This window comes from Pseudomonas sp. MWU347 (assembly GCF_017947305.1).
GTDB classification, from domain to species: Bacteria; Pseudomonadota; Gammaproteobacteria; order Pseudomonadales; family Pseudomonadaceae; genus Aquipseudomonas; species Aquipseudomonas putida_A.
Map to the genome: position 1 here is coordinate 1 of NZ_JAFGZB010000016.1, position 18902 is coordinate 18902.

The 18902-nt window shown below is 60.4% G+C and carries 17 protein-coding genes; 5 read left to right on the forward strand and 12 right to left on the reverse strand.

Annotation, left to right across the window (positions count from 1 at the left end):
- Positions 1-121 precede the first annotated feature (121 nt).
- From KCG87_RS25800 to gcl, 8 genes are all read right to left on the reverse strand, one after another.
- Positions 122-1117: a sulfate ABC transporter substrate-binding protein gene (locus KCG87_RS25800; protein ID WP_096796240.1), complete on the reverse strand. Its 996-nt coding sequence runs from the start codon at positions 1115-1117 to the stop codon at positions 122-124.
- A gap of 105 nt (positions 1118-1222) precedes the next feature.
- On the reverse strand, positions 1223-2047 hold the full coding sequence (locus KCG87_RS25805) for an ion transporter (RefSeq protein WP_095667160.1): 825 nt from the start codon (positions 2045-2047) through the stop codon (positions 1223-1225).
- A 21-nt stretch (positions 2048-2068) separates the two neighbouring features.
- Positions 2069-2983, reverse strand: coding sequence for an urea transporter (locus tag KCG87_RS25810; protein ID WP_135295237.1), 915 nt, complete (start codon positions 2981-2983; stop codon positions 2069-2071).
- A gap of 199 nt (positions 2984-3182) precedes the next feature.
- The gene (gene pyk / locus KCG87_RS25815; protein WP_135295238.1) at positions 3183-4598 is read right to left on the reverse strand and encodes a pyruvate kinase; all 1416 of its coding nucleotides are present in this window, start codon (positions 4596-4598) and stop codon (positions 3183-3185) included.
- On the reverse strand, positions 4595-5869 hold the full coding sequence (locus KCG87_RS25820) for a glycerate kinase (protein ID WP_096796236.1): 1275 nt from the start codon (positions 5867-5869) through the stop codon (positions 4595-4597). The genes pyk and KCG87_RS25820 overlap by 4 nt, the downstream gene beginning before the upstream one ends.
- Before the next feature lie 161 nt (positions 5870-6030).
- Positions 6031-6924, reverse strand: coding sequence for a 2-hydroxy-3-oxopropionate reductase (locus KCG87_RS25825; RefSeq protein WP_003222962.1), 894 nt, complete (start codon positions 6922-6924; stop codon positions 6031-6033).
- Between the two features lie 160 nt (positions 6925-7084).
- Entirely contained in the window at positions 7085-7867 is a 783-nt protein-coding gene (hyi, locus tag KCG87_RS25830) for a hydroxypyruvate isomerase (RefSeq protein ID WP_210559142.1), read from the reverse strand.
- A 178-nt stretch (positions 7868-8045) separates the two neighbouring features.
- Positions 8046-9821, reverse strand: coding sequence for a glyoxylate carboligase (gene gcl / locus KCG87_RS25835; protein WP_003222966.1), 1776 nt, complete (start codon positions 9819-9821; stop codon positions 8046-8048).
- Between the two features lie 269 nt (positions 9822-10090).
- Here gcl and KCG87_RS25840 point away from each other — a divergent pair, with 269 nt between their 5' ends.
- Both KCG87_RS25840 and KCG87_RS25845 read left to right on the forward strand, forming a co-directional pair.
- A complete protein-coding gene (locus tag KCG87_RS25840) occupies positions 10091-10531 on the forward strand; it encodes a heme-binding protein (RefSeq protein ID WP_027613943.1) in 441 nt (146 codons plus the stop codon).
- A 211-nt stretch (positions 10532-10742) separates the two neighbouring features.
- On the forward strand, positions 10743-11201 hold the full coding sequence (locus KCG87_RS25845; RefSeq protein ID WP_098968488.1) for a transposase: 459 nt from the start codon (positions 10743-10745) through the stop codon (positions 11199-11201).
- 100 nt (positions 11202-11301) lie between these two features.
- Here the strand turns inward: KCG87_RS25845 and KCG87_RS25850 are convergent, their stop codons facing one another.
- Complete coding sequence (locus KCG87_RS25850) at positions 11302-11910, reverse strand: TetR/AcrR family transcriptional regulator (protein WP_034151540.1); 609 nt, start codon at positions 11908-11910, stop codon at positions 11302-11304.
- Between the two features lie 134 nt (positions 11911-12044).
- Here KCG87_RS25850 and KCG87_RS25855 point away from each other — a divergent pair, with 134 nt between their 5' ends.
- The gene (locus KCG87_RS25855; protein ID WP_098967870.1) at positions 12045-12959 is read left to right on the forward strand and encodes a DUF808 domain-containing protein; all 915 of its coding nucleotides are present in this window, start codon (positions 12045-12047) and stop codon (positions 12957-12959) included.
- 176 nt (positions 12960-13135) lie between these two features.
- Here KCG87_RS25855 and KCG87_RS25860 read toward each other — a convergent pair whose 3' ends face one another.
- Complete coding sequence (locus KCG87_RS25860) at positions 13136-13924, reverse strand: VacJ family lipoprotein (protein ID WP_007969640.1); 789 nt, start codon at positions 13922-13924, stop codon at positions 13136-13138.
- Entirely contained in the window at positions 13917-15215 is a 1299-nt protein-coding gene (locus KCG87_RS25865) for a serine/threonine protein kinase (RefSeq protein WP_027613946.1), read from the reverse strand. The genes KCG87_RS25860 and KCG87_RS25865 overlap by 8 nt, the downstream gene beginning before the upstream one ends.
- A gap of 223 nt (positions 15216-15438) precedes the next feature.
- On the opposite strand from KCG87_RS25865, the gene KCG87_RS25870 reads away from it, so the two are divergent.
- Complete coding sequence (locus tag KCG87_RS25870; RefSeq protein WP_027613947.1) at positions 15439-15807, forward strand: hypothetical protein; 369 nt, start codon at positions 15439-15441, stop codon at positions 15805-15807.
- A gap of 115 nt (positions 15808-15922) precedes the next feature.
- Here the strand turns inward: KCG87_RS25870 and KCG87_RS25875 are convergent, their stop codons facing one another.
- Positions 15923-17518 (reverse strand): beta (1-6) glucans synthase, encoded by a 1596-nt coding sequence (locus tag KCG87_RS25875; protein ID WP_210559141.1) that lies wholly within the window; start codon positions 17516-17518, stop codon positions 15923-15925.
- 288 nt (positions 17519-17806) lie between these two features.
- On the opposite strand from KCG87_RS25875, the gene KCG87_RS25880 reads away from it, so the two are divergent.
- Entirely contained in the window at positions 17807-18658 is an 852-nt protein-coding gene (locus tag KCG87_RS25880) for a glycine betaine ABC transporter substrate-binding protein (protein WP_098967873.1), read from the forward strand.
- Positions 18659-18902: the final 244 nt, after the last annotated feature.

Genomic DNA, 18902 nt, shown 5'->3' on the forward strand with positions numbered 1-18902 from the left:
GATGTAACTCGCCAGACACCTCGGTTGGCTCCCTCTCCCTCCGGGAGAGGGCTGGGGTGAGGGTAAAACTGCCATGAAAAAGGCGACCACCGAGGGTCGCCTTTTTCATGTCCGCCAAATCTTACTGGCTGTAGATCTGATCAAAGATCCCGCCATCATTGAAGTGGGTCTTCTGCACCGAACGCCAGTCGCCGAAGGTTTTCTCCACCGACAGGAAATCGACTTTCGGGAAACGGTCGGTGTACTTCGCCAGCACTGCCGGGTCCCGTGGACGCAGGTAGTTGGCGGCGGCGATTTCCTGACCTTCCGGCGACCACAGATATTTCAGGTATTCATCGGCGGCGGCGCGGGTGCCTTTTTTGTCGACCACTTTGTCGACCACCGACACCGGTGGTTCGGCCTCGGCGGAGACGCTTGGGTAGATCACCTCGAACTGATCGCGACCGAACTCGCGAGCGATCATCTCGGCTTCGTTCTCGAAGGTGACCAGCACGTCGCCGATCTGGTTGGTCATGAACGTGGTGGTCGCGGCGCGGCCACCGGTATCGAGCACTGGCGCTTGCTTGAACAGTTTGCCGACGAAGTCCTTGGCCTTGTTCTCGTCACCGCCATTTTTCAGCACGTAGCCCCAGGCCGAGAGGTAGGTGTAGCGGCCGTTGCCCGAAGTTTTCGGGTTCGGCACGATCACTTGCACGCCGTCCTTGAGCAGGTCCGGCCAGTCTTTTAGGGCTTTCGGGTTGCCTTTGCGGACGATGAACACGGTGGCCGAGGTGAACGGTGCGCTGTTGTTCGGCAGGCGGCTGACCCAGTTTTCCGGCACCAGTTTGCCGTTGTCGGCGAGGGCGTTGATGTCGGTCGCCATGTTCATGGTGATGACGTCAGCCGGCAGGCCGTCGATCACCGAACGCGCCTGCTTGCTCGAACCGCCGAAGGACATTTGCACGGTGATGTTTTCGTTGTGCTCGGCCTGCCAGTGTTTCTGGAACGCAGTGTTGTAATCCTTGTAGAAATCGCGCATCACGTCATACGAGACGTTGAGCAGGGTCGGTGCGGCTTGAGCCACGCTGCCAAAGGCAAGACCGGCGGCGAGAAGTGAGGCGCCAAAGAGTTTTTTCACTGCGCATTCCTTGTTGTGTCGGTGATAACGGTCGGGGGTGATACCGTTTTGCCAGCGACTATAGCCGGGCTGGCATAGTCATTTAAAGATTAAAAAGCTCTGTGCTTATTCCACTTTCTTAAACAGCTGACTGCCGCACCGCGAGCAAAACGCTGCGTTCTGTTCATGGCTGTTTTTCTTGCACACCGGGCAGTCATGTTGCAGCTGTTCGCCGCGCATGGCGTTGGCCAGTTCTGCAGTGAAAATCCCGGTGGGCACGGCGATGATCGAGTAACCGGTGATCATCACCAGCGAAGAAATTACCTGACCCAGCGGGGTCTTCGGCACGATGTCGCCGAAGCCGACGGTGGTCAACGTCACGATAGCCCAATAGATGCCTTTGGGGATGCTGGTGAAGCCATGTTCCGGGCCTTCGATCACGTACATCAGGGTGCCGAACACCGTCACCAGGGTGCAGACGCTGACCAGAAACACCACGATCTTCTGCTTGCTGCCGCGCAGCGCCGACATCAGATAGTTGGCTTGCTTGAGGTACGGGCTGAGCTTGAGCACGCGGAAGATCCGCAGCATCCGAATGATGCGGATGATCAGCAGGTACTGCGCATCGCTGTAATACAGCGCGAGGATCCCCGGCACGATCGCCAGCAGATCCACCAGTCCGTAGAAACTGAAGGCGTAGCGCAACGGTTTCGGTGAGCAATACAGGCGCAGGATGTATTCACCGAGAAAAATGACGGTGAAACCCCACTCGATGTAGGCCAGCACATCGGCGTAGTTCTGGTGAATGCTGTCGATGCTGTCGAGCATCACCACCACCAGGCTGGCAAGGATGATCAACAGCAAGGTGCCGTCGAAGCGCCGCCCGGCGAGGGTGTCGCTCTGGAAAATCATCACGTAAAGCCGTTCGCGCCAACTGTTGCTGCTGTCCATGGATAACGCCTGAATTGAAGATCAGCGCAGCCTAGGTTGATTGTCCCCCTGTGCGCAAGGCGTGGCGTCGACGGCCGCTTTACCGAGCATCTGGATCCCGGCGCGGATCAGCCAGCCGGCGAGGATGAACGGCGCGGTCAGCATCGCCAGACCGAGAGCGGCGAACAGCGGGGTGACCAGCAGCGCAAGGACGATGCCCAGCAGCGGCAGCCACGGTTGCTGGCGCTGCGCACTGAAGGCGAGGGCGGCGAGCACCGCGTTGTAACTGCCCAGTCCCAGCAATGCCGCGCCGGTTTCGTGGTGCAACAGACTGGACGCAAGGCCGATGGCTGACGCGAACAATGCCCAGCAAAAGGCGCGGCGATCAGCGATCAACAAGCCGATGCCGATCAATGCGCCGGCCAGCGGATGCTCGAGGAACATCACCTGACCCAATCCACGCAGTCCTGCGGCGAGCAGGTTCAGCGTGTTCATCTCGATGTGCGCCGTCGGCGCGGATGGCTCGGCGAACAGCAGCAGGATCCAGCCGATGGCCACGAATGGCGAGGTGTAGGCCGGTATCGATCGACTGCGGTAAACGTGTTTGAGCCATTGCTGAGTGAGCATCGCACTGACGCCGCCAGCCGCCAGAATCAGCGGCGGCAGCAGCGGTGACCAGGGGAAATACAGACTCAGTAACAAGCCGAGCAGCACGCCGTTGTAGCTGAACAAACCGGCCTGACGATCAGCCTTGGCATAGTTACGTCGCTGTGCAGTGAGCAATCCAGCGACCGCCCCGAGCAGCGCGCCGGCAAACAGCACCGGCGCAGTGAGCAGGATCGCCAGCAGGCACAACAGGCCGCATAGCGGGTGGCGCTGAAGGAATATCTGACTGAAACCGTTGAGCAAAGCCTCGGCCCAGTCGGGGCAGTGGGTGTTGAAATGATTGGCAGGCATGTTGAAAAAATCTGGGCAGTTGGAAAATCAAAAGGTCTTGCTTACCTGTGGTGAGGGGATTTATCCCCGATGGGCTGCGAAGCGGCCCCCAATCGGGGAGTGCGGTTTTTCTGTGAAAACCGTCACTCTCTTGAAAGCGGTGACTGCTGCGCAGTCAATCGGGGATGAATCCCCTCACCACAGGGTTCAGTCGCAATCGTCAGATCAATGTTTCGATCCGCAGTGAGTTAGTCGATCCCGGCTGCCCGAACGGCACCCCGGCAGTGATCAGCAACGTATCGCCACGCTCGGCCATGCCTTGCGCCTGGGCGATTTCCAGCGCGGTCGAACACACTTCATCGACCTGACGCAGGCGATCGTTGACCACCGAGTGAATGCCCCACGCCACGCTCAAACGCCGCGCGGTCTGCAGGTTCGGCGTCAGGTTGAGGATCGGCGCTTTCGGCCGCTCCCGCGCCGCACGTAATGTCGAGGCGCCCGATTCGCTGTAGTTGACCAGCACCGCCACCGGCAGCACGTTGCTGATGCGGCGGATCGCGCAACTGATCGCATCGGACACCGTCGCCTCGGCTTTCGGTCGGCTGACGTCGAGTTGAGTCTGATAGTCCGGACCGTTCTCAACCTGACGAATGATCTTGCTCATCATCTGCACCGCTTCCAGCGGGTATTCGCCGGACGCGGTTTCGGCCGAGAGCATCACTGCATCCGCGCCTTCAGCCACAGCGTTGGCCACGTCAGTGACTTCAGCACGGGTCGGTGCCGGGGAGAAGCGCATCGATTCGAGCATCTGCGTCGCCACCACCACCGGTTTGCCGAGTTCACGGCAGGTTGTGATGATGTTTTTCTGGATCTGCGGCACGCTTTCCGCCGGCACTTCGACACCGAGATCGCCGCGAGCGACCATGATCGCGTCGCTCAGCTCGGCGATTTCGCGCAGTTGTTCAACCGCCGACGGCTTCTCGATTTTCGCCATCAGGAACGCTTTGTCGCCGATCAGTTCGCGTGCTTCGAGGATGTCTTGCGGACGCTGCACGAACGACAGCGCCACCCAGTCCACGCCCAGTTCCAGGCCGAAGCTCAGGTCGCGGCGATCCTTGGCGGTCAGCGGGCTCAGTTCAAGTACCGCTTGCGGCACGTTCACCCCTTTGCGGTCGGACAGTTCGCCGCCGTTGAGCACGGTGGTGTCGATCGCGTCGGAGTATTTGCTGACCACGCGCAGGCGCAGTTTGCCGTCATCCAGCAGCAGATCCATGCCTGCTTCGAGCGCGGCGATGATCTCCGGATGCGGCAGGTTCACTCGGCGTTCATCGCCGGGTGTCGCGTCCAGATCGAGGCGGAACGCCTGACCGCGATGCAGCTGCACCTTGCCGTCGGCGAACTTGCCGACGCGCAGTTTCGGCCCTTGCAGGTCCATCAGGATGCCCAGCGGGTAGTTGAGCTGGCGCTCGACTTCGCGGATCCACTGATAACGCTTGGCGTGGTCGGCGTGATCGCCGTGGCTGAAGTTCAGGCGGAAGATGTTGACCCCGGCCTCGACCAGTTCACGGATATCTTCGATGCCATCGACGGCAGGCCCGAGGGTGGCGAGGATTTTGACCTTTTTATCAGGCGTCATGATTTGCAGTTCTCAAGGATCAGGATGGCGCGGAAGTCGTTGACGTTGGTGCGGGTCGGCTCGGTGACGATCAGCGCATCGAGCGCCTCGAAGTAGCCGTAACCGTTGTTGTTATCCAGCTCGTCGCTGGCGCTCAGGCCCAGAGCGGCGGCGCGGGCGTAGCTGTCCGGGGTCATGATCGCGCCGGCGTTGTCTTCCGAGCCGTCGATGCCGTCGGTGTCACCGGCCAGCGCATAAACGCCGGGCTGGCCCTTGAGGCTGTCGGTCAGGCTCAGGAGAAATTCGGCGTTGCGTCCGCCACGGCCATTGCCGCGCACGGTCACGGTAGTTTCGCCGCCGGACAGAATCACGCACGGCGCTGCCAGTGGCTGCCCGTGATTGATGATCTGCCGGGCGATGCCGGCGTGGACCTTCGCCACTTCGCGGGATTCACCTTCGAGGTCGCCAAGGATCAGCGTGCTGAAACCGGCCTGGCGGCATTTCACTGCCGCTGCATCCAGCGATTGCTGCGGGCGGGCGATCAACTGGAAATGGCTGCGAGCGAGGCTCGGATCACCGGGTTTGACCGTTTCCGATTCCGGGCTTTGCAGCCAGTTGCGCACCGTCGCCGGGACTTCAATGTTGTAGCGCTTGAGGATCGCCAGCGCTTCGGCCGAAGTGCTCGGGTCGGCCACGGTCGGGCCGGAAGCGATCACCGTGGCGAGGTCGCCCGGTACATCGGAAATTGCGTAGGTGTAGACGGTGGCAGGCCAGCAAGCCTTGCCGAGGCGGCCGCCCTTGATCGCCGAGAGGTGCTTGCGCACGCAGTTCATCTCGCCGATGGTCGCGCCGGATTTGAGCAGGGCTTTGTTGATCGACTGCTTGTCGGCCAGGGTGATGCCTTCGGCTGGCAGCGCGAGCAGGGCAGAACCGCCGCCGGAGAGCAGGAAGATCACGCGGTCGTCTTCAGTCAGATTGCTGACCAGTTCCAGCACGCGTTTGGCCACGGCCAGACCGGCAGCGTCCGGTACCGGATGCGCGGCTTCGACCACTTCGATTTTTTCGCACGGAGCGCCGTGACCGTAACGGGTCACCACCAGACCGGATACTTCACCCTGCCAGCAGCGCTCGACCACCTGCGCCATGGCAGCTGCGGCTTTGCCGGCACCGATGACGATCACCCGACCCGTGCGATCGGCAGGCAGATGGGCTTCGAGGACTTGGTTCGGATGGGCCGCGTCGATGGCTGTGGCAAACAGCTCGCGCAGCAGTTGTTGCGGATCGACCGACATGGCGGGCTCCCGGAATTCTTGTTATTCGAAAGGGCGGTAGAGATCCCTGTGGGAGCGAGCTTGCTCGCGAAAGCGATGGATCAGTCAATATCCATGTCGACTGATACTCCCTCTTCGCGAGCAAGCTCGCTCCCACAGGTTCAAGCGGTGGGGCAGTGGCTTTATTTTTTGTCGCGAATCGAGAAGTTGGCCATGTGTTCCAGACCCTTGATCAGCGCCGAGTGGTCCCAGTTGCTGCCACCGATGGCCGCGCAGGTGCTGAACACTTGCTGGGCGTTGGCGGTATTCGGCAGGTTGATGTTCAGCTCCTTGGCGCCTTGCAGGGCCAGGTTCAGGTCCTTCTGGTGCAGGCTGATGCGGAAGCCCGGATCGAAGGTGCCTTTGATCATGCGCTCGCCGTGCACTTCGAGGATCTTCGACGAAGCGAAACCGCCCATCAGCGCTTCACGCACCTTGGCTGGATCAGCGCCGTTTTTCGAGGCGAACAGCAGCGCTTCAGCCACGGCCTGGATGTTCAGCGCGACGATGATCTGGTTCGCCACTTTGGCGGTCTGACCGTCGCCATTGCCACCGACCAGAGTGATGTTCTTGCCCATGGCCTGGAACAGCGGCAGGGCGCGTTCGAAGGCATCGGCGTCGCCACCGACCATGATGCTCAGGGTCGCAGCCTTGGCGCCGACTTCACCACCGGATACCGGGGCGTCGAGGTATTGCGCGCCTTTCTCGTTGATCTTCTTGGCGAAAGCCTTGGTGGCGGTCGGCGAGATCGAGCTCATGTCGATCACCACTTTGCCTTTGCCGATGCCGGCAGCAACGCCGTCGGCGCGGAACAGCACGTCGTCGACCTGCGGGGTGTCCGGGACCATGACGATGATGAATTCGGCTTCCTGCGCCACTTCGCGCGGGTTGGCCAGGGCGACGGCGCCAGCGGCGACCAGATCGGCCGGAGCGGCGTCGTGGTGCGCCGACAGGAACAGGCTGTGACCGGCTTTCTGCAGGTTCGAAGCCATTGGGTGGCCCATGATGCCGGTGCCGATAAATCCGATTTTAGCCATGAGAAAATCCTCTTGTTTTTGTCTTGCTCAAGCGAAATAGGGGGTGTTGCTTTGGGTGGGAGCGGGCTTGCTCGCGAATGCGGTGGAACATTCAATATCCGTGTTGACTGAACCACCGCATTCGCGAGCAAGCCCGCTCCCACAAGGGTTTGCAGTGTTCTTAAATGGCGTTGTGGGTTTTCAGCCAGCCGAGGCCTGCTTCAGTGGTGGTCAGCGGCTTGTACTCGCAACCCACCCAACCCTGATAACCAATGCGATCCAGGTGTTCGAACAGGAAGCGGTAGTTGATCTCACCGGTGCCCGGCTCGTTGCGCCCCGGGTTGTCCGCGAGCTGCACGTGGTTGATCTCGCCCAGGTGCGATTGCAGGGTGCGGGCCAGATCGCCTTCCATGATTTGCATGTGATAGATGTCGTATTGCAGGAACAGATTGGCGCTGCCGACCTGCTCGCGAATCGACAGGGCTTGCGCCGTGTTGTTCAGGTAGAAACCCGGGATGTCGCGGGTGTTGATCGCTTCCATCACCAGTTTGATACCCGCCGCCTGCAGCTTGTCGGCCGCGTACTTGAGGTTGGCGACGAAGGTCTTCTCGACGGTTGCGTCATCAATGCCTTGCGGACGGATACCGGCCAGGCAGTTGACCTGGGTGTTGCCCAGCACTTGCGCGTAGGCAATCGCCAGATCGACCCCGGCGCGGAACTCTTCAACGCGATCCGGCAGACACGCGATACCGCGCTCGCCCTTGGCCCAGTCGCCGGCCGGCAGGTTGAACAGCACTTGGGTCAGACCGTTGGCATCGAGCCTGGCCTTGATTTCCGCAGAGCTGAAGTCGTACGGGAACAGGTATTCCACGCCACTGAAACCGGCCTTGGCGGCGGCGTCGAAACGGGCAAGGAAATCCTGTTCGGTGAACAGCATGGACAGGTTGGCTGCGAAACGCGGCATGGTGGTCTCCTAAAACGGTTTTGACGCGGGTGGTCAGACTAAACCCAATCAGTCCCCTCTCCAGGGGGGAGAGGGTTAGGGTGAGGGGGGAGTCAGGGTTGGCCCCAAATTCCCCGAACGACACAAAATCGCTCCCTCACCCCAGCCCTCTCCCGGAGGGAGAGGGAGCCAGTTACGTTCAGTCGAGCAACGAAATCGCCGTTGGCGCGTCGTTGCCGACCAGTGCCAGGTCTTCGAATTCATTGACGGCGTTGATCTCGGTCCCCATGGAGATGTTGGTCACACGCTCCAGGATGATCTCGACAATCACCGGTACCTTGAACTCTTCGATCATCTGTTCGGCCTTGCGCAGGGCAGGGGCGATTTCCGATGGTTCGAACACCCGCAGGGCTTTACAGCCGAGGCCTTCGGCGACTGCGATGTGGTCGACACCGTAACCGTTGAGTTCCGGCGCGTTCAGGTTATCGAAGGACAGCTGCACGCAGTAGTCCATTTCGAACCCGCGCTGGGCCTGACGGATCAGCCCCAGGTACGAGTTGTTCACCACGACGTGGATGTAAGGCAGTTTGAACTGAGCGCCGACCGCCAGCTCCTCGATCATGAACTGGAAGTCATAGTCCCCCGACAGGGCCACGACTTTCCGGCTCGGATCGGCCTTGACCACGCCCAGCGCCGCCGGAATGGTCCAGCCCAACGGGCCGGCCTGGCCACAGTTGATCCAGTGACGCGGCTTGTAGACGTGCAGGAACTGCGCGCCGGCAATCTGCGACAGACCAATGGTGCTGACGTAGCAGGTGTCTTTGCCGAACACCTGGTTCATCTCTTCGTAAACGCGCTGCGGCTTGACCGGCACGTTGTCGAAGTGAGTCTTGCGGTGCAGGCTGGCCTTGCGCTGCTGGCAATCCTGCAGCCAGGCGCTACGGTTTTTCAGCTTGCCGGCGGCTTGCCATTCACGGGCGACTTCGATGAACACGGTCAGCGCGGCAGCGGCGTCGGAGACGATGCCCAGATCCGGAGTGAACACGCGGCCGATCTGCGTGCCTTCGATGTCAACGTGAATGAACTTGCGGCCTTCGGTGTAGACGTCGACCGAACCGGTGTGACGGTTGGCCCAGCGGTTACCGATGCCCAGCACCACATCGGATTTGAGCAGCGTGGCGTTGCCGTAACGGTGCGACGTCTGCAGACCAACCATGCCGACCATCAGCGGGTGATCGTCAGGAATGGTGCCCCAGCCCATCAGGGTCGGGATCACCGGAATACCGGTCAGCTCGGCGAACTCCACCAGCAGATCGCTGGCGTCGGCGTTGATGATGCCGCCGCCGGCCACCAGCAATGGACGCTCGGCCTGATCAAGCAGGGCCAGAGCCTTCTCGACCTGAATGCGGGTCGCGGTTGGCTTGGCCAGCGGCAATGGCTGGTAGGCGTCGATGTCGAATTCGATTTCAGCCATCTGCACGTCGAACGGCAGGTCGATCAGCACCGGGCCTGGACGACCGGAGCGCATTTCGTAGAAGGCTTTCTGGAACGCGTAAGGCACTTGGCCCGGCTCCAGAACCGTGGTCGCCCACTTGGTGACAGGCTTGACGATGCTGGTGATATCGACCGCCTGGAAGTCTTCCTTGTGCATACGGGCGCGGGGTGCCTGGCCGGTGATGCAGAGGATCGGAATCGAGTCGGCCGAGGCGCTGTAGAGCCCGGTGACCATGTCGGTACCGGCAGGGCCGGATGTACCGATGCACACGCCGATGTTGCCGGCCTTGGTGCGGGTGTAACCCTCGGCCATGTGTGACGCGCCTTCGACGTGGCGAGCGAGGACGTGATCGATGCCACCGACTTTCTGCAGGGCGGAGTACAGCGGGTTGATCGCAGCACCCGGAATGCCAAAAGCGGTATCAACCCCTTCACGGCGCATCACCAGAACGGCGGCTTCGATTGCTCTCATTTTGCTCATGGTTTTGTGCCTCTTTACGTTTTGTAATTGTATACAAGTGGCTTTGCGCAGAGTGTATTCACGGCGGACGGCGCAGGTCAATCCATTTTCTCAAGCGCCTGTTTCATTCGTCGTAAGCCCGGTTCTGCTGTGGCTTTTCGTCGCATGTGGCGCTTTTCGATAATTATTGTATACAAAAAAATAATTCATTGTGTTCTATTTGTGGCATCGGGCTGCGTCACTTAAGCGCAGCCCCACGACTTTCCCAATAACAAAATGAGGACGGCACCATGAGCGCTTTAACCTTGAAAGTCGCAGTCAACCTGGTCAACGAAGCCATCAGCACCGGGCGCGGGATCAACGCCGCGCCGCTGACCATCGCGGTACTCGATACCGGCGGCCACCTGATCACCCTGCAACGCGAAGACGGCGCCAGCCTGCTGCGCCCGAACATCGCCATCGGCAAAGCCTGGGGCGCCATCGCCCTGGGCAAGGGCTCACGCCTGCTGGCGCTGGACGCCCAACAACGCCCGGCCTTCATCGCCGCACTCAACAGCATGGGCCAGGGCAGCGTCGTCCCGGCCCCGGGCGGGGTGTTGATCCGTGATCAGGCGGGGAATGTGCTGGGGGCGATTGGGATTAGCGGCGATCTGTCGGATATTGATGAGCAGGTGGCGATCAAAGCGGTAGAGGCGCTGGATTTGAGGGCGGATGCGGGGGTGGCTGCTTGAATCTGCGTTGATTGATTAACCGCTATCGCGAGCAGGCTCACTCCTACAAGGGATCCTGGTTGGACACAAAATGTCTGAACACCACAAACCCCTGTAGGAGTGAGCCTGCTCGCGATAGCTCTCTCCCAGAAACATCCAGCCAAGAGTCTGTCCCATCAACTTGAGCACGCAGAACTAGTCTTCTCATGAGCTGATCATGGGAGGCAAAGGAATGCCTGATCTACCCGCTGCACACCGATTGCGAGCCGGTCGCTATGCCGAGCCCAATCGAATCTACCTACTGACGACCAACACTCTTGATCGCAAACCGATCTTTGCCGATTTTGCTTTGGGCCGATTGGTGGTTCATCAATTTCGGCGTGCACAAGATCTCGGCTTGGCGAACTCACTGGCGTGGGTGGTAATGCCAGATCATTTTCATTGGTTAATCGAATTGCAGAGCGGGTCTTTGAGCGAACTGATGCAAAAGACCAAGTCGCTAAGTACCAAAGCGGTGAATCAGGCTACCGGTAGAAATGTTGGCCTCTGGCAAAGAGGGTTTCATGACCGGGCACTGCGGCGGGAGGAGGATTTAGTGAAGATGGCAAGGTATGTCGTCGCCAACCCATTGCGGGCTGGACTGGTGGAGAGGCTTGGAGACTATCCGCTGTGGGATGCGATTTGGGTTTGAGCCGAAACCGTGTCGCTTCAATCGGGAGCAGGCTCACTCCTACATTTGGAATGCATTCCCCTGTAGGAGTGAGCCTGCTCGCGATGGCGTCAGCGCGGTCTTACTGATCCGGCTCACACCCCTTCAACACCAACCGGATAATCGTTTGCGCCGCCGCTTCATAATCCGCCTCGTCCAGCTTGTCCTTGCCGGTGACCGCAGAGATCTGCCAGTCGAAGTCGGCGTAGGTCTGGGTCGCGGCCCAGATGCTGAACATCAGGTGGTTGGGGTCGATCGGGGCGATCTGGCCGCGGTCGATCCAGCTCTGGATGCAGTCGATGTTGTGCTTGGCCTGGCTGTTGAGCTGCTCCACCAGGTCGGCGCTCAAGTGCGGGGCGCCGTGCATGATTTCGCTGGCGAACACCTTGGAGGCGAAGGGCAGGTCGCGGGAGATGCGGATCTTCGAGCGGATGTAGCCGCTGAGCACTTCGCTCGGTACGCCGTCCGGGTTGAACGGGGTCGAAGCCTGCAGGATCGGCACGATGATGCTTTCCAGGACCTCGCGGTAGAGGTTTTCCTTGGATTTGAAGTAGTAGTAAACGTTGGGCTTGGGCAATCCTGCCTTGGCGGCGATGTCGCTGGTTTTGGTCGCAGCGAAGCCCTTGTCGGCAAATTCCTCACTGGCGGCACGCAGGATCAGTTCTTTGTTGCGCTCGCGGATTGTGCTCATAAACCCGGTGGTTCCTTGCCTGTTCTGGCGGTTGCGCATGGTAGCACCGGCCTCGCGCATGGCTCAAGAATGCCCCGTGTGGCCCGCAGTCGCGGTATGCTGCGCGGCATTATTCACATAAGGAAACAAGATTCATGGCAGGAAGCAGTTTGCTGGTGCTGATCGACGATATTGCCACCGTTCTGGATGATGTGGCGTTGATGAGCAAAATGGCCGCGAAGAAGACCGCCGGCGTGCTCGGCGATGACTTGGCGCTCAATGCCCAGCAAGTCTCCGGCGTGCGCGCCGAGCGGGAAATTCCGGTGGTCTGGGCGGTCGCCAAGGGCTCGTTTCTCAACAAGCTGATCCTGGTGCCCTCGGCCCTGGCGATCAGTGCGTTTGTGCCATGGCTGGTGACGCCGCTGTTGATGGTCGGCGGCGCGTACCTGTGTTTCGAAGGTTTCGAGAAGCTCGCGCACAAGTTCCTGCACAGCAAGGCCGAAGATGATGCCGACCACGCGCAATTGAGCGCGGCGGTGGCCGAACCGACCACCGATCTGGTGGCTTACGAAAAGGACAAGATCAAAGGCGCGATCCGCACTGACTTCATCCTCTCGGCGGAAATCATCGCGATTACCCTTGGTACCGTGGCCGACGCATCGCTGACCCAGCAAGTGATCGTCATGTCGGGCATCGCCATCGTCATGACCGTGGGGGTTTATGGCCTGGTGGCCGGCATCGTCAAACTCGACGATCTAGGCCTGTGGCTGACCCAGAAATCGGGTGCGGCAGCAAAAAACATCGGCAATGCAATCCTGCGCGCCGCCCCGTACATGATGAAAGGCCTGTCGGTGATCGGCACGGCGGCAATGTTCCTCGTCGGTGGCGGCATCCTTACCCACGGCGTTCCTGTGCTGCATCACTGGATTGAAAGTGTCGGTGTGGCGGCCGGTAGCGCCGGGTTTGCAGTCCCTGTGCTGCTCAATGGCGTGGCGGGGATCATCGCGGGCGCAGCAGTGCTGGCGGTGGTTTCGGTGGTCGGCAAGATCTGGCGCGCGATCAAAGGATAAACACATCACTCCTGAGGGAGCGGGCTTGCTCGCGAATGCGGTGTGTCAGTCGAAGAATATGCTGGCTGATTCACCGCATTCGCGAGCAAGCCCGCTCCCACAGTTTGATCCAGGTTGTGCCATGAAAAAGGGCCATTCGACTCGCATCGAATGGCCCTTTTTTGTTGTCGCTGAGGTTACTCGGCAATCTGCAACTTGCGCGACTCGGTGTAGACGTAACGCACTTTCTCGTACTCGAACGGCGAGTTCATCTGACCGTAGCGGAAGTTGGTCTGGTAGCGCTTGTCGACCGCACGCAGGGCCCAGATTTCCGGGTGGTTGGAGCTGACTTCCGACACGTTCAGGTAGTTGATCGCCGATTCGGCGGTGTAGTCCACGGCGAGGCCGGCGGTGTCGCGAATGTTCGACGGGCCGAGGATCGGCAACACGAAGTAGGCACCGCCCGGTACGCCGTAGAAACCCAGGGTCTGACCGAAGTCTTCGCTCTGGCGCGGCAGGCCCATGGCAGTGGCCGGGTCCCACAGACCGGCAATGCCGATAGTGGTGTTGAGCAACAGGCGCGCGGTGGTTTCCATCGAGCGCTTGCCCTTGAACTGCAGCAGGCTGTTGACCAGGTTCGGCACGTCGCCAAGGTTGTTGAAGAAGTTGCTCACCCCGGTGCGCAGGAAGCTTGGCGTCACGTAGCGATAACCGTCGACCACTGGCAGGAACACCCATTGGTCGAAGCGGTAGTTGAAGTGGTAGACGCGGCGGTTCCACGACTCCAGCGGGTCATAGACGTTGAGCGCGTTGAGCGTAGAGCGCTCGAACTCACGCTGGTCCAGCCCCGGGTTGAACTTGAGTTTGGACAGCGGCTCCTTGAAGCCATCGCTGTCGACCACCACCGGCGCGTTGGCTTTGCTGTTGTCGGCCTGGGCCACGCCTGCACTGAGGAGCGCTGCAATCAGCAGGAGATATTTAGCCACGGAAAAACTCCAGCATGGCGTCGCTGTTGACGCGGTAGTTAAGGTTGCCGCAATGGCCGCCCAGTGGGTAAACGGTCAGGCGATCGCCAAAGGTCTTGCGCAGGAAACCGAGGTCGCCAGGGCCGAGGATCACGTCATCAGCATTGTGCATGACGGCGATTTTCGGGCTGTCGTGCAGGTAATCCTTGAGTGCGTACAGGCTGACCTGATCGATCAGTTGCAGCAGGCTGCCGCCGTCAGTGCGCGCGCGCCACATCGGAATCACTTGTTCGGTCAGGTAGCAGTCGAAGTCGCATTGCAGCGCACGCTTGAGGAACGGCGTGAGGCTGGTGCCTTCGGTGATCGGGAATTTCGGCGGGGTGATCAGGCCGCGACGGTTGATCAGGTCGGAGGTGAAGGCAATGTCGGCCGCCGAGAAACGGAACGAAGTGCCGATCAGCATCGCCATCTGTTCGTTGGTCAGGTGCTGCTTCGACTGCTGGAAGTCGTAGAGCAGGGCGTCATTGAGGTCGATGTAGCCTTTCTGCTGGAAGTAGCGGGTCAGCTTGTTCAGCACCAGTTCATAGAAGGTGGTGCTGTTGTTGATGCCCTTCACCTCGGTCTGTACCAGCTTGTCGAGGTTGCTGATCGAGGTGTAGAGGTTGACCGGCGGGTTGAGCAGCAGGACTTTCTTGAAGTTGAAGCTGCGTCGGGTCTCGTCCAGGTGTGCGACGAACGCGGCATCCAGCGCGCCGAGGCTGTAGCCGCTGAGGTAGTACTCGGTGACCGGCAGTTTCGGATGCTGCGCGCGTACGGCCTGCATCACCCGGTACATGTCTTCGGCGTCTTCCTTGGTGATGCCCGGGGTGGCGAAGCGTGAAGCGGCGCTGATGAAGTCGAAGCTGGTGGGCGACGACAACTGCACGACGTGGTAGCCGGCCTTGTAGTAGAGCTTCTTCAGGTATTCGTTGAGCGTGCTGTCATAGCGCGCACCGGTGCCGGCGATCAGGAAGATCAGCGGCGCCGGTTTGTCCTGCTCGGCGATGCGGTAGGTGAGTTTTTTCACCGCCCAGAAATTGTCCGGGAGGATGAAGGCCCGTTCCGGGCGCAGGGTGATGCTGTGGTCGGACTGATTGATCTCGTCGTTCGACGGCAACTCCGGGCGCAGGTCCGGTGGCGTGGTGGCGATGGTCGCCTCGAACGGGTTGGTCAGGGGATAGCCATAACTGGCGGCATCGATATCCACCGCCAGTGCGGACGCACTCAGAATAAGGCCGCTGAACAGCGCGGCGAAGCGCAAGGAACGGAGCATGACTGGATCCCTTAAAGGAAGGTGCCGAATGAAGTTCGCAGGCTATGACCACCGGGCTTGCGCCAAAGTGCCATGCCTCGGCACCAAACAGGCAGAATTCGGAGTAATAGTAGCTGGACGATACACTTTGCAAGGCGCGGATGACCAGTTAACAGTTGTTAGTGCTTGCCAATGCGTGCGGGCAGATTAAGCTGGCCGCCGATTTCGATGATTGGAGTGATTCATGTCCCGCCGCTTGCCCGTGATCCTGTTGCTCGTTCTGTTGCCGCTGTGGCTGGCCGCCAGTTATGGCGCGCGTTATGGCTTTATGGAGGACGGACGGTGGGTTGGCATCTGCGTCGATGAAGCGAGCCGTTGGGAATGCTCGGTGCGTTCGAACCTGGGGCTGATGATCCACTTCAAGGTGTTGGGCTGGACCGCGCTGGGTGCGGCGCTGCTGGGTTTTGTGCTGCCCGGGCGGGCAGGGTGGTGGCTGGCGGTGCTGGCGCTGGTGTTCGGGTTGCCGGCGCTGGCGTTGTACAACACGACGTTGGCGGTGTTTGCGCTGGTGATTGGCGGATTGCGGTTGGTCCGGGCGTCCCGCAGCGCCTAAGAGTCAGCCTTCGCGAGCAAGCCCGCTCCCACATTCGATTGCATTCCAACTGGAGGAACCCGATTAAATGTGGGAGCGGGCTTGCTCGCGAAGGGGCCAGACTGGCCTCGGGAGATCAGCCTTTGCGAACCCGCAGGCAGCGCCAAAGTGCCGCCACCATCAACCCGCTGACCAGCGCCCAGCCCCACGCCTGCTGATTCAACAATCCTTCTTCATACAGCTGCGGCGCAATGCCGGCGCCGATGATAAAGGTCAGCAGGGCGATTTCCCGGCGTGGCACGCTGACCGGACGGCACACGAAAACCAGCGCCGGCAGGATGAACGCCATGCTGGCGAAACTGCGATAACGCGCGTCGAACACCATCTCCAGCATCATCACCGCCGCCGCAAAGCCGGCCACGGCAACCAGCCATCCAGCACGCCGTTCCAGCAGATGGAACGCCCGTTCACGCCAACCCTGACGGTTGCTCAAGGTCAGCGCGGCATGCGCCAGCACCAACAGATTCAACGCTGTCAGCAGGCCGACCCACAGCCATTCGCCGGCAAACCGCGTGGTCACTCGCGCCAGATCGCCCCAGGCGCCGATCGAGCAGGCTGCAACTGCCGCAAGCAGGGGCAGAACCAACGCCGATTGCGTGGTGCGAACCCGGCCGCCGAGCAGCAGCGTGCCGAGGAAAATCAGCCCGCCAACGCCCAGCCATTCCTTCCAGTACGGCACGTTGGTCACCGGTCCGGCGAGCACACCCTTGTCCTGGCGATCGGCATCAAACAGGCCCCAGTAACCGCCGACCGCACCTTCGCTGCCACGTTTCCATGGCTGGTCGAACGCCTCGATCAGGTTGTAATGCCAGCCTTCCTTCTCGGCCATCGCGACAAAACCGCGAATGAACTTGGCCTCGTTGACCCGGCTCGGCAGGGCGGTCTCGCGCTGGCGACCTTCGCTGGGCCAACCGGTTTCGCCGATCATCACGTCCTTGGGCGCGAACTTGTTGCCGAACACCTGACGCACATCCGCCACATGTTGCAGAGCGACGTCAATGTTCGACGGATCATCTTCCCAATACGGCAGCAAGTGAATGGTCAGGAAATCCACCGCCGGCGCGACTTCCGGGTGCTTGAGCCAGAACTCCCAGACATCGGCATAAGTGACCGGTTGCTTGACCTGGCTTTTGACCTTGTTGATCAGCTTCGCCAGTTGCGCGCCGGTGACTTCCTTGCGCAGCAAGGCTTCGTTGCCGACGATCACCGCGCTGACCACATCCGGGTTGGCGTTGGCCGAAGCAATCAGCAGGTCGACTTCTTTCTCGGTGTCCGCCGGGTTGCTGTTGACCCAGGCGCCGATCATCAACTTCAGACCGTGCTTGCGCGCCAGTTGCGGCAGGGCTTCGAGGCCGGTCATCGAGTAGGTGCGGATGCATTCGAAGCGCGTCGCCAGCAGGGCGAGGTCGGCGTCCATGCGCTCCGGGCGCAGCTTGAACGGCACGTCGAACGGCGACTGGTCCTTGTCGAATGGCGTGTAGGAGGCGCATTGCAACTTGTGCGTCGGGGTCGCGGCGTCCGGCAGGATCACCGGTTTGCCGAGGCCGTACCAGAAGCCGCCAAGGGCAAACAGGCCGAGCAGGCAGGCGAAGAGATAAGGAACAAACGGGAAGCGGGAAGTCGCGGACATGGTCAGGCCGAGTGGCTGCAAAGCGACGCATGTTACCTGCATTTATCCGCGGGTTGGTGGCCTGCATGATTTGCACATGCAAAGTTCGGGCGGATTGTCTGGCGCCAATTATTCAGAGGCGATTAATGGCCTTCTGATGTCGTTTCTCGCTGTATTGAGGTCGCTGACAGAGCAGGTCGCTGCGGGCGTCAGGCCGATGATCGAAAGCGTCAGTACTCCACTGGCATTCGAGCGAGTTTGCGGTCAGGCGTGATGGGGGCGCTGTGCACCATAACAATACGTTGACGATGCCCGGCATCCGTCGGGCGCAGCATTTCGGGGAAGTAAACGATGAAGATGCGACGACTTTTAGGCGCAGGTGCCGCTCTGGTGCTTGCGATGAGTTCCACATTCGCCAGCGCTGAAAAACAGACCCTGAACATCGGTTACGTTGACGGCTGGTCCGACAGCGTCGCGACCACCCACGTGGCGGCCGAGGTGATCAAGCAGAAACTCGGCTACGACGTGAAGCTGCAAGCCGTCGCCACCGGGATCATGTGGCAGGGCGTGGCCACCGGCAAACTCGACGCGATGCTCTCGGCATGGCTGCCGGTGACCCACGGCGAGTACTGGACGAAGAACAAGGATCTGGTCGTCGATTACGGCCCGAACTTCAAGGACGCGAAAATCGGCCTGATCGTGCCGGAGTACGTCAAGGCGAAATCGATCGAAGACCTCAAGACCGATGACACCTTCAAGAACCGCATCGTCGGCATCGACGCCGGCTCGGGCGTGATGCTCAAAACCGATCAGGCGATCAAGGATTACGGCCTGGACAAATATACGCTCAAGGCCAGTTCCGGCGCCGGCATGATTGCCGAGCTGACCCGTGCGGAGAAGAAGAACGAATCGATTGCCGTCACCGGTTGGGTGCCGCACTGGATGTTCGCCAAGTGGAAACTGCGCTTCCTCGACGACCCGAAAGGCGTGTATGGCGCGGCTGAAACCGTGAACAGCATCGGCAGCAAAGAGCTCGCGACCAAGGCTCCGGAAGTCGCCAAGTTCCTGAAAAACTTCCAGTGGGCGTCGAAAGACGAGATCGGCGAAGTCATGCTGGCCATCCAGGACGGCGCCAAGCCTGAGGCGGCGGCCAAGGATTGGGTCGCCAAGCACCCGGATCGCGTGGCTGACTGGACCAAATAAAAGTACCAACAACGCCTGACCCCTGTGGGAGCGAGCTTGCTCGCGAAAGCGGTGTAACAGTTGACAGAAATGTTGGCTGACACGACGCCTTCGCGAGCAAGCTCGCTCCCACATTTGTTTCCAGCGACAAGTCCCGTCTTGCAGGGTTTACGGCTGTCTCAAAGCCTCTTTCCAATTCTTTCGGCTAATTACCGTCCGAAAATTGGCGAAAACGTCATGTCGTTCTAATACTAAGGTCGTCTGG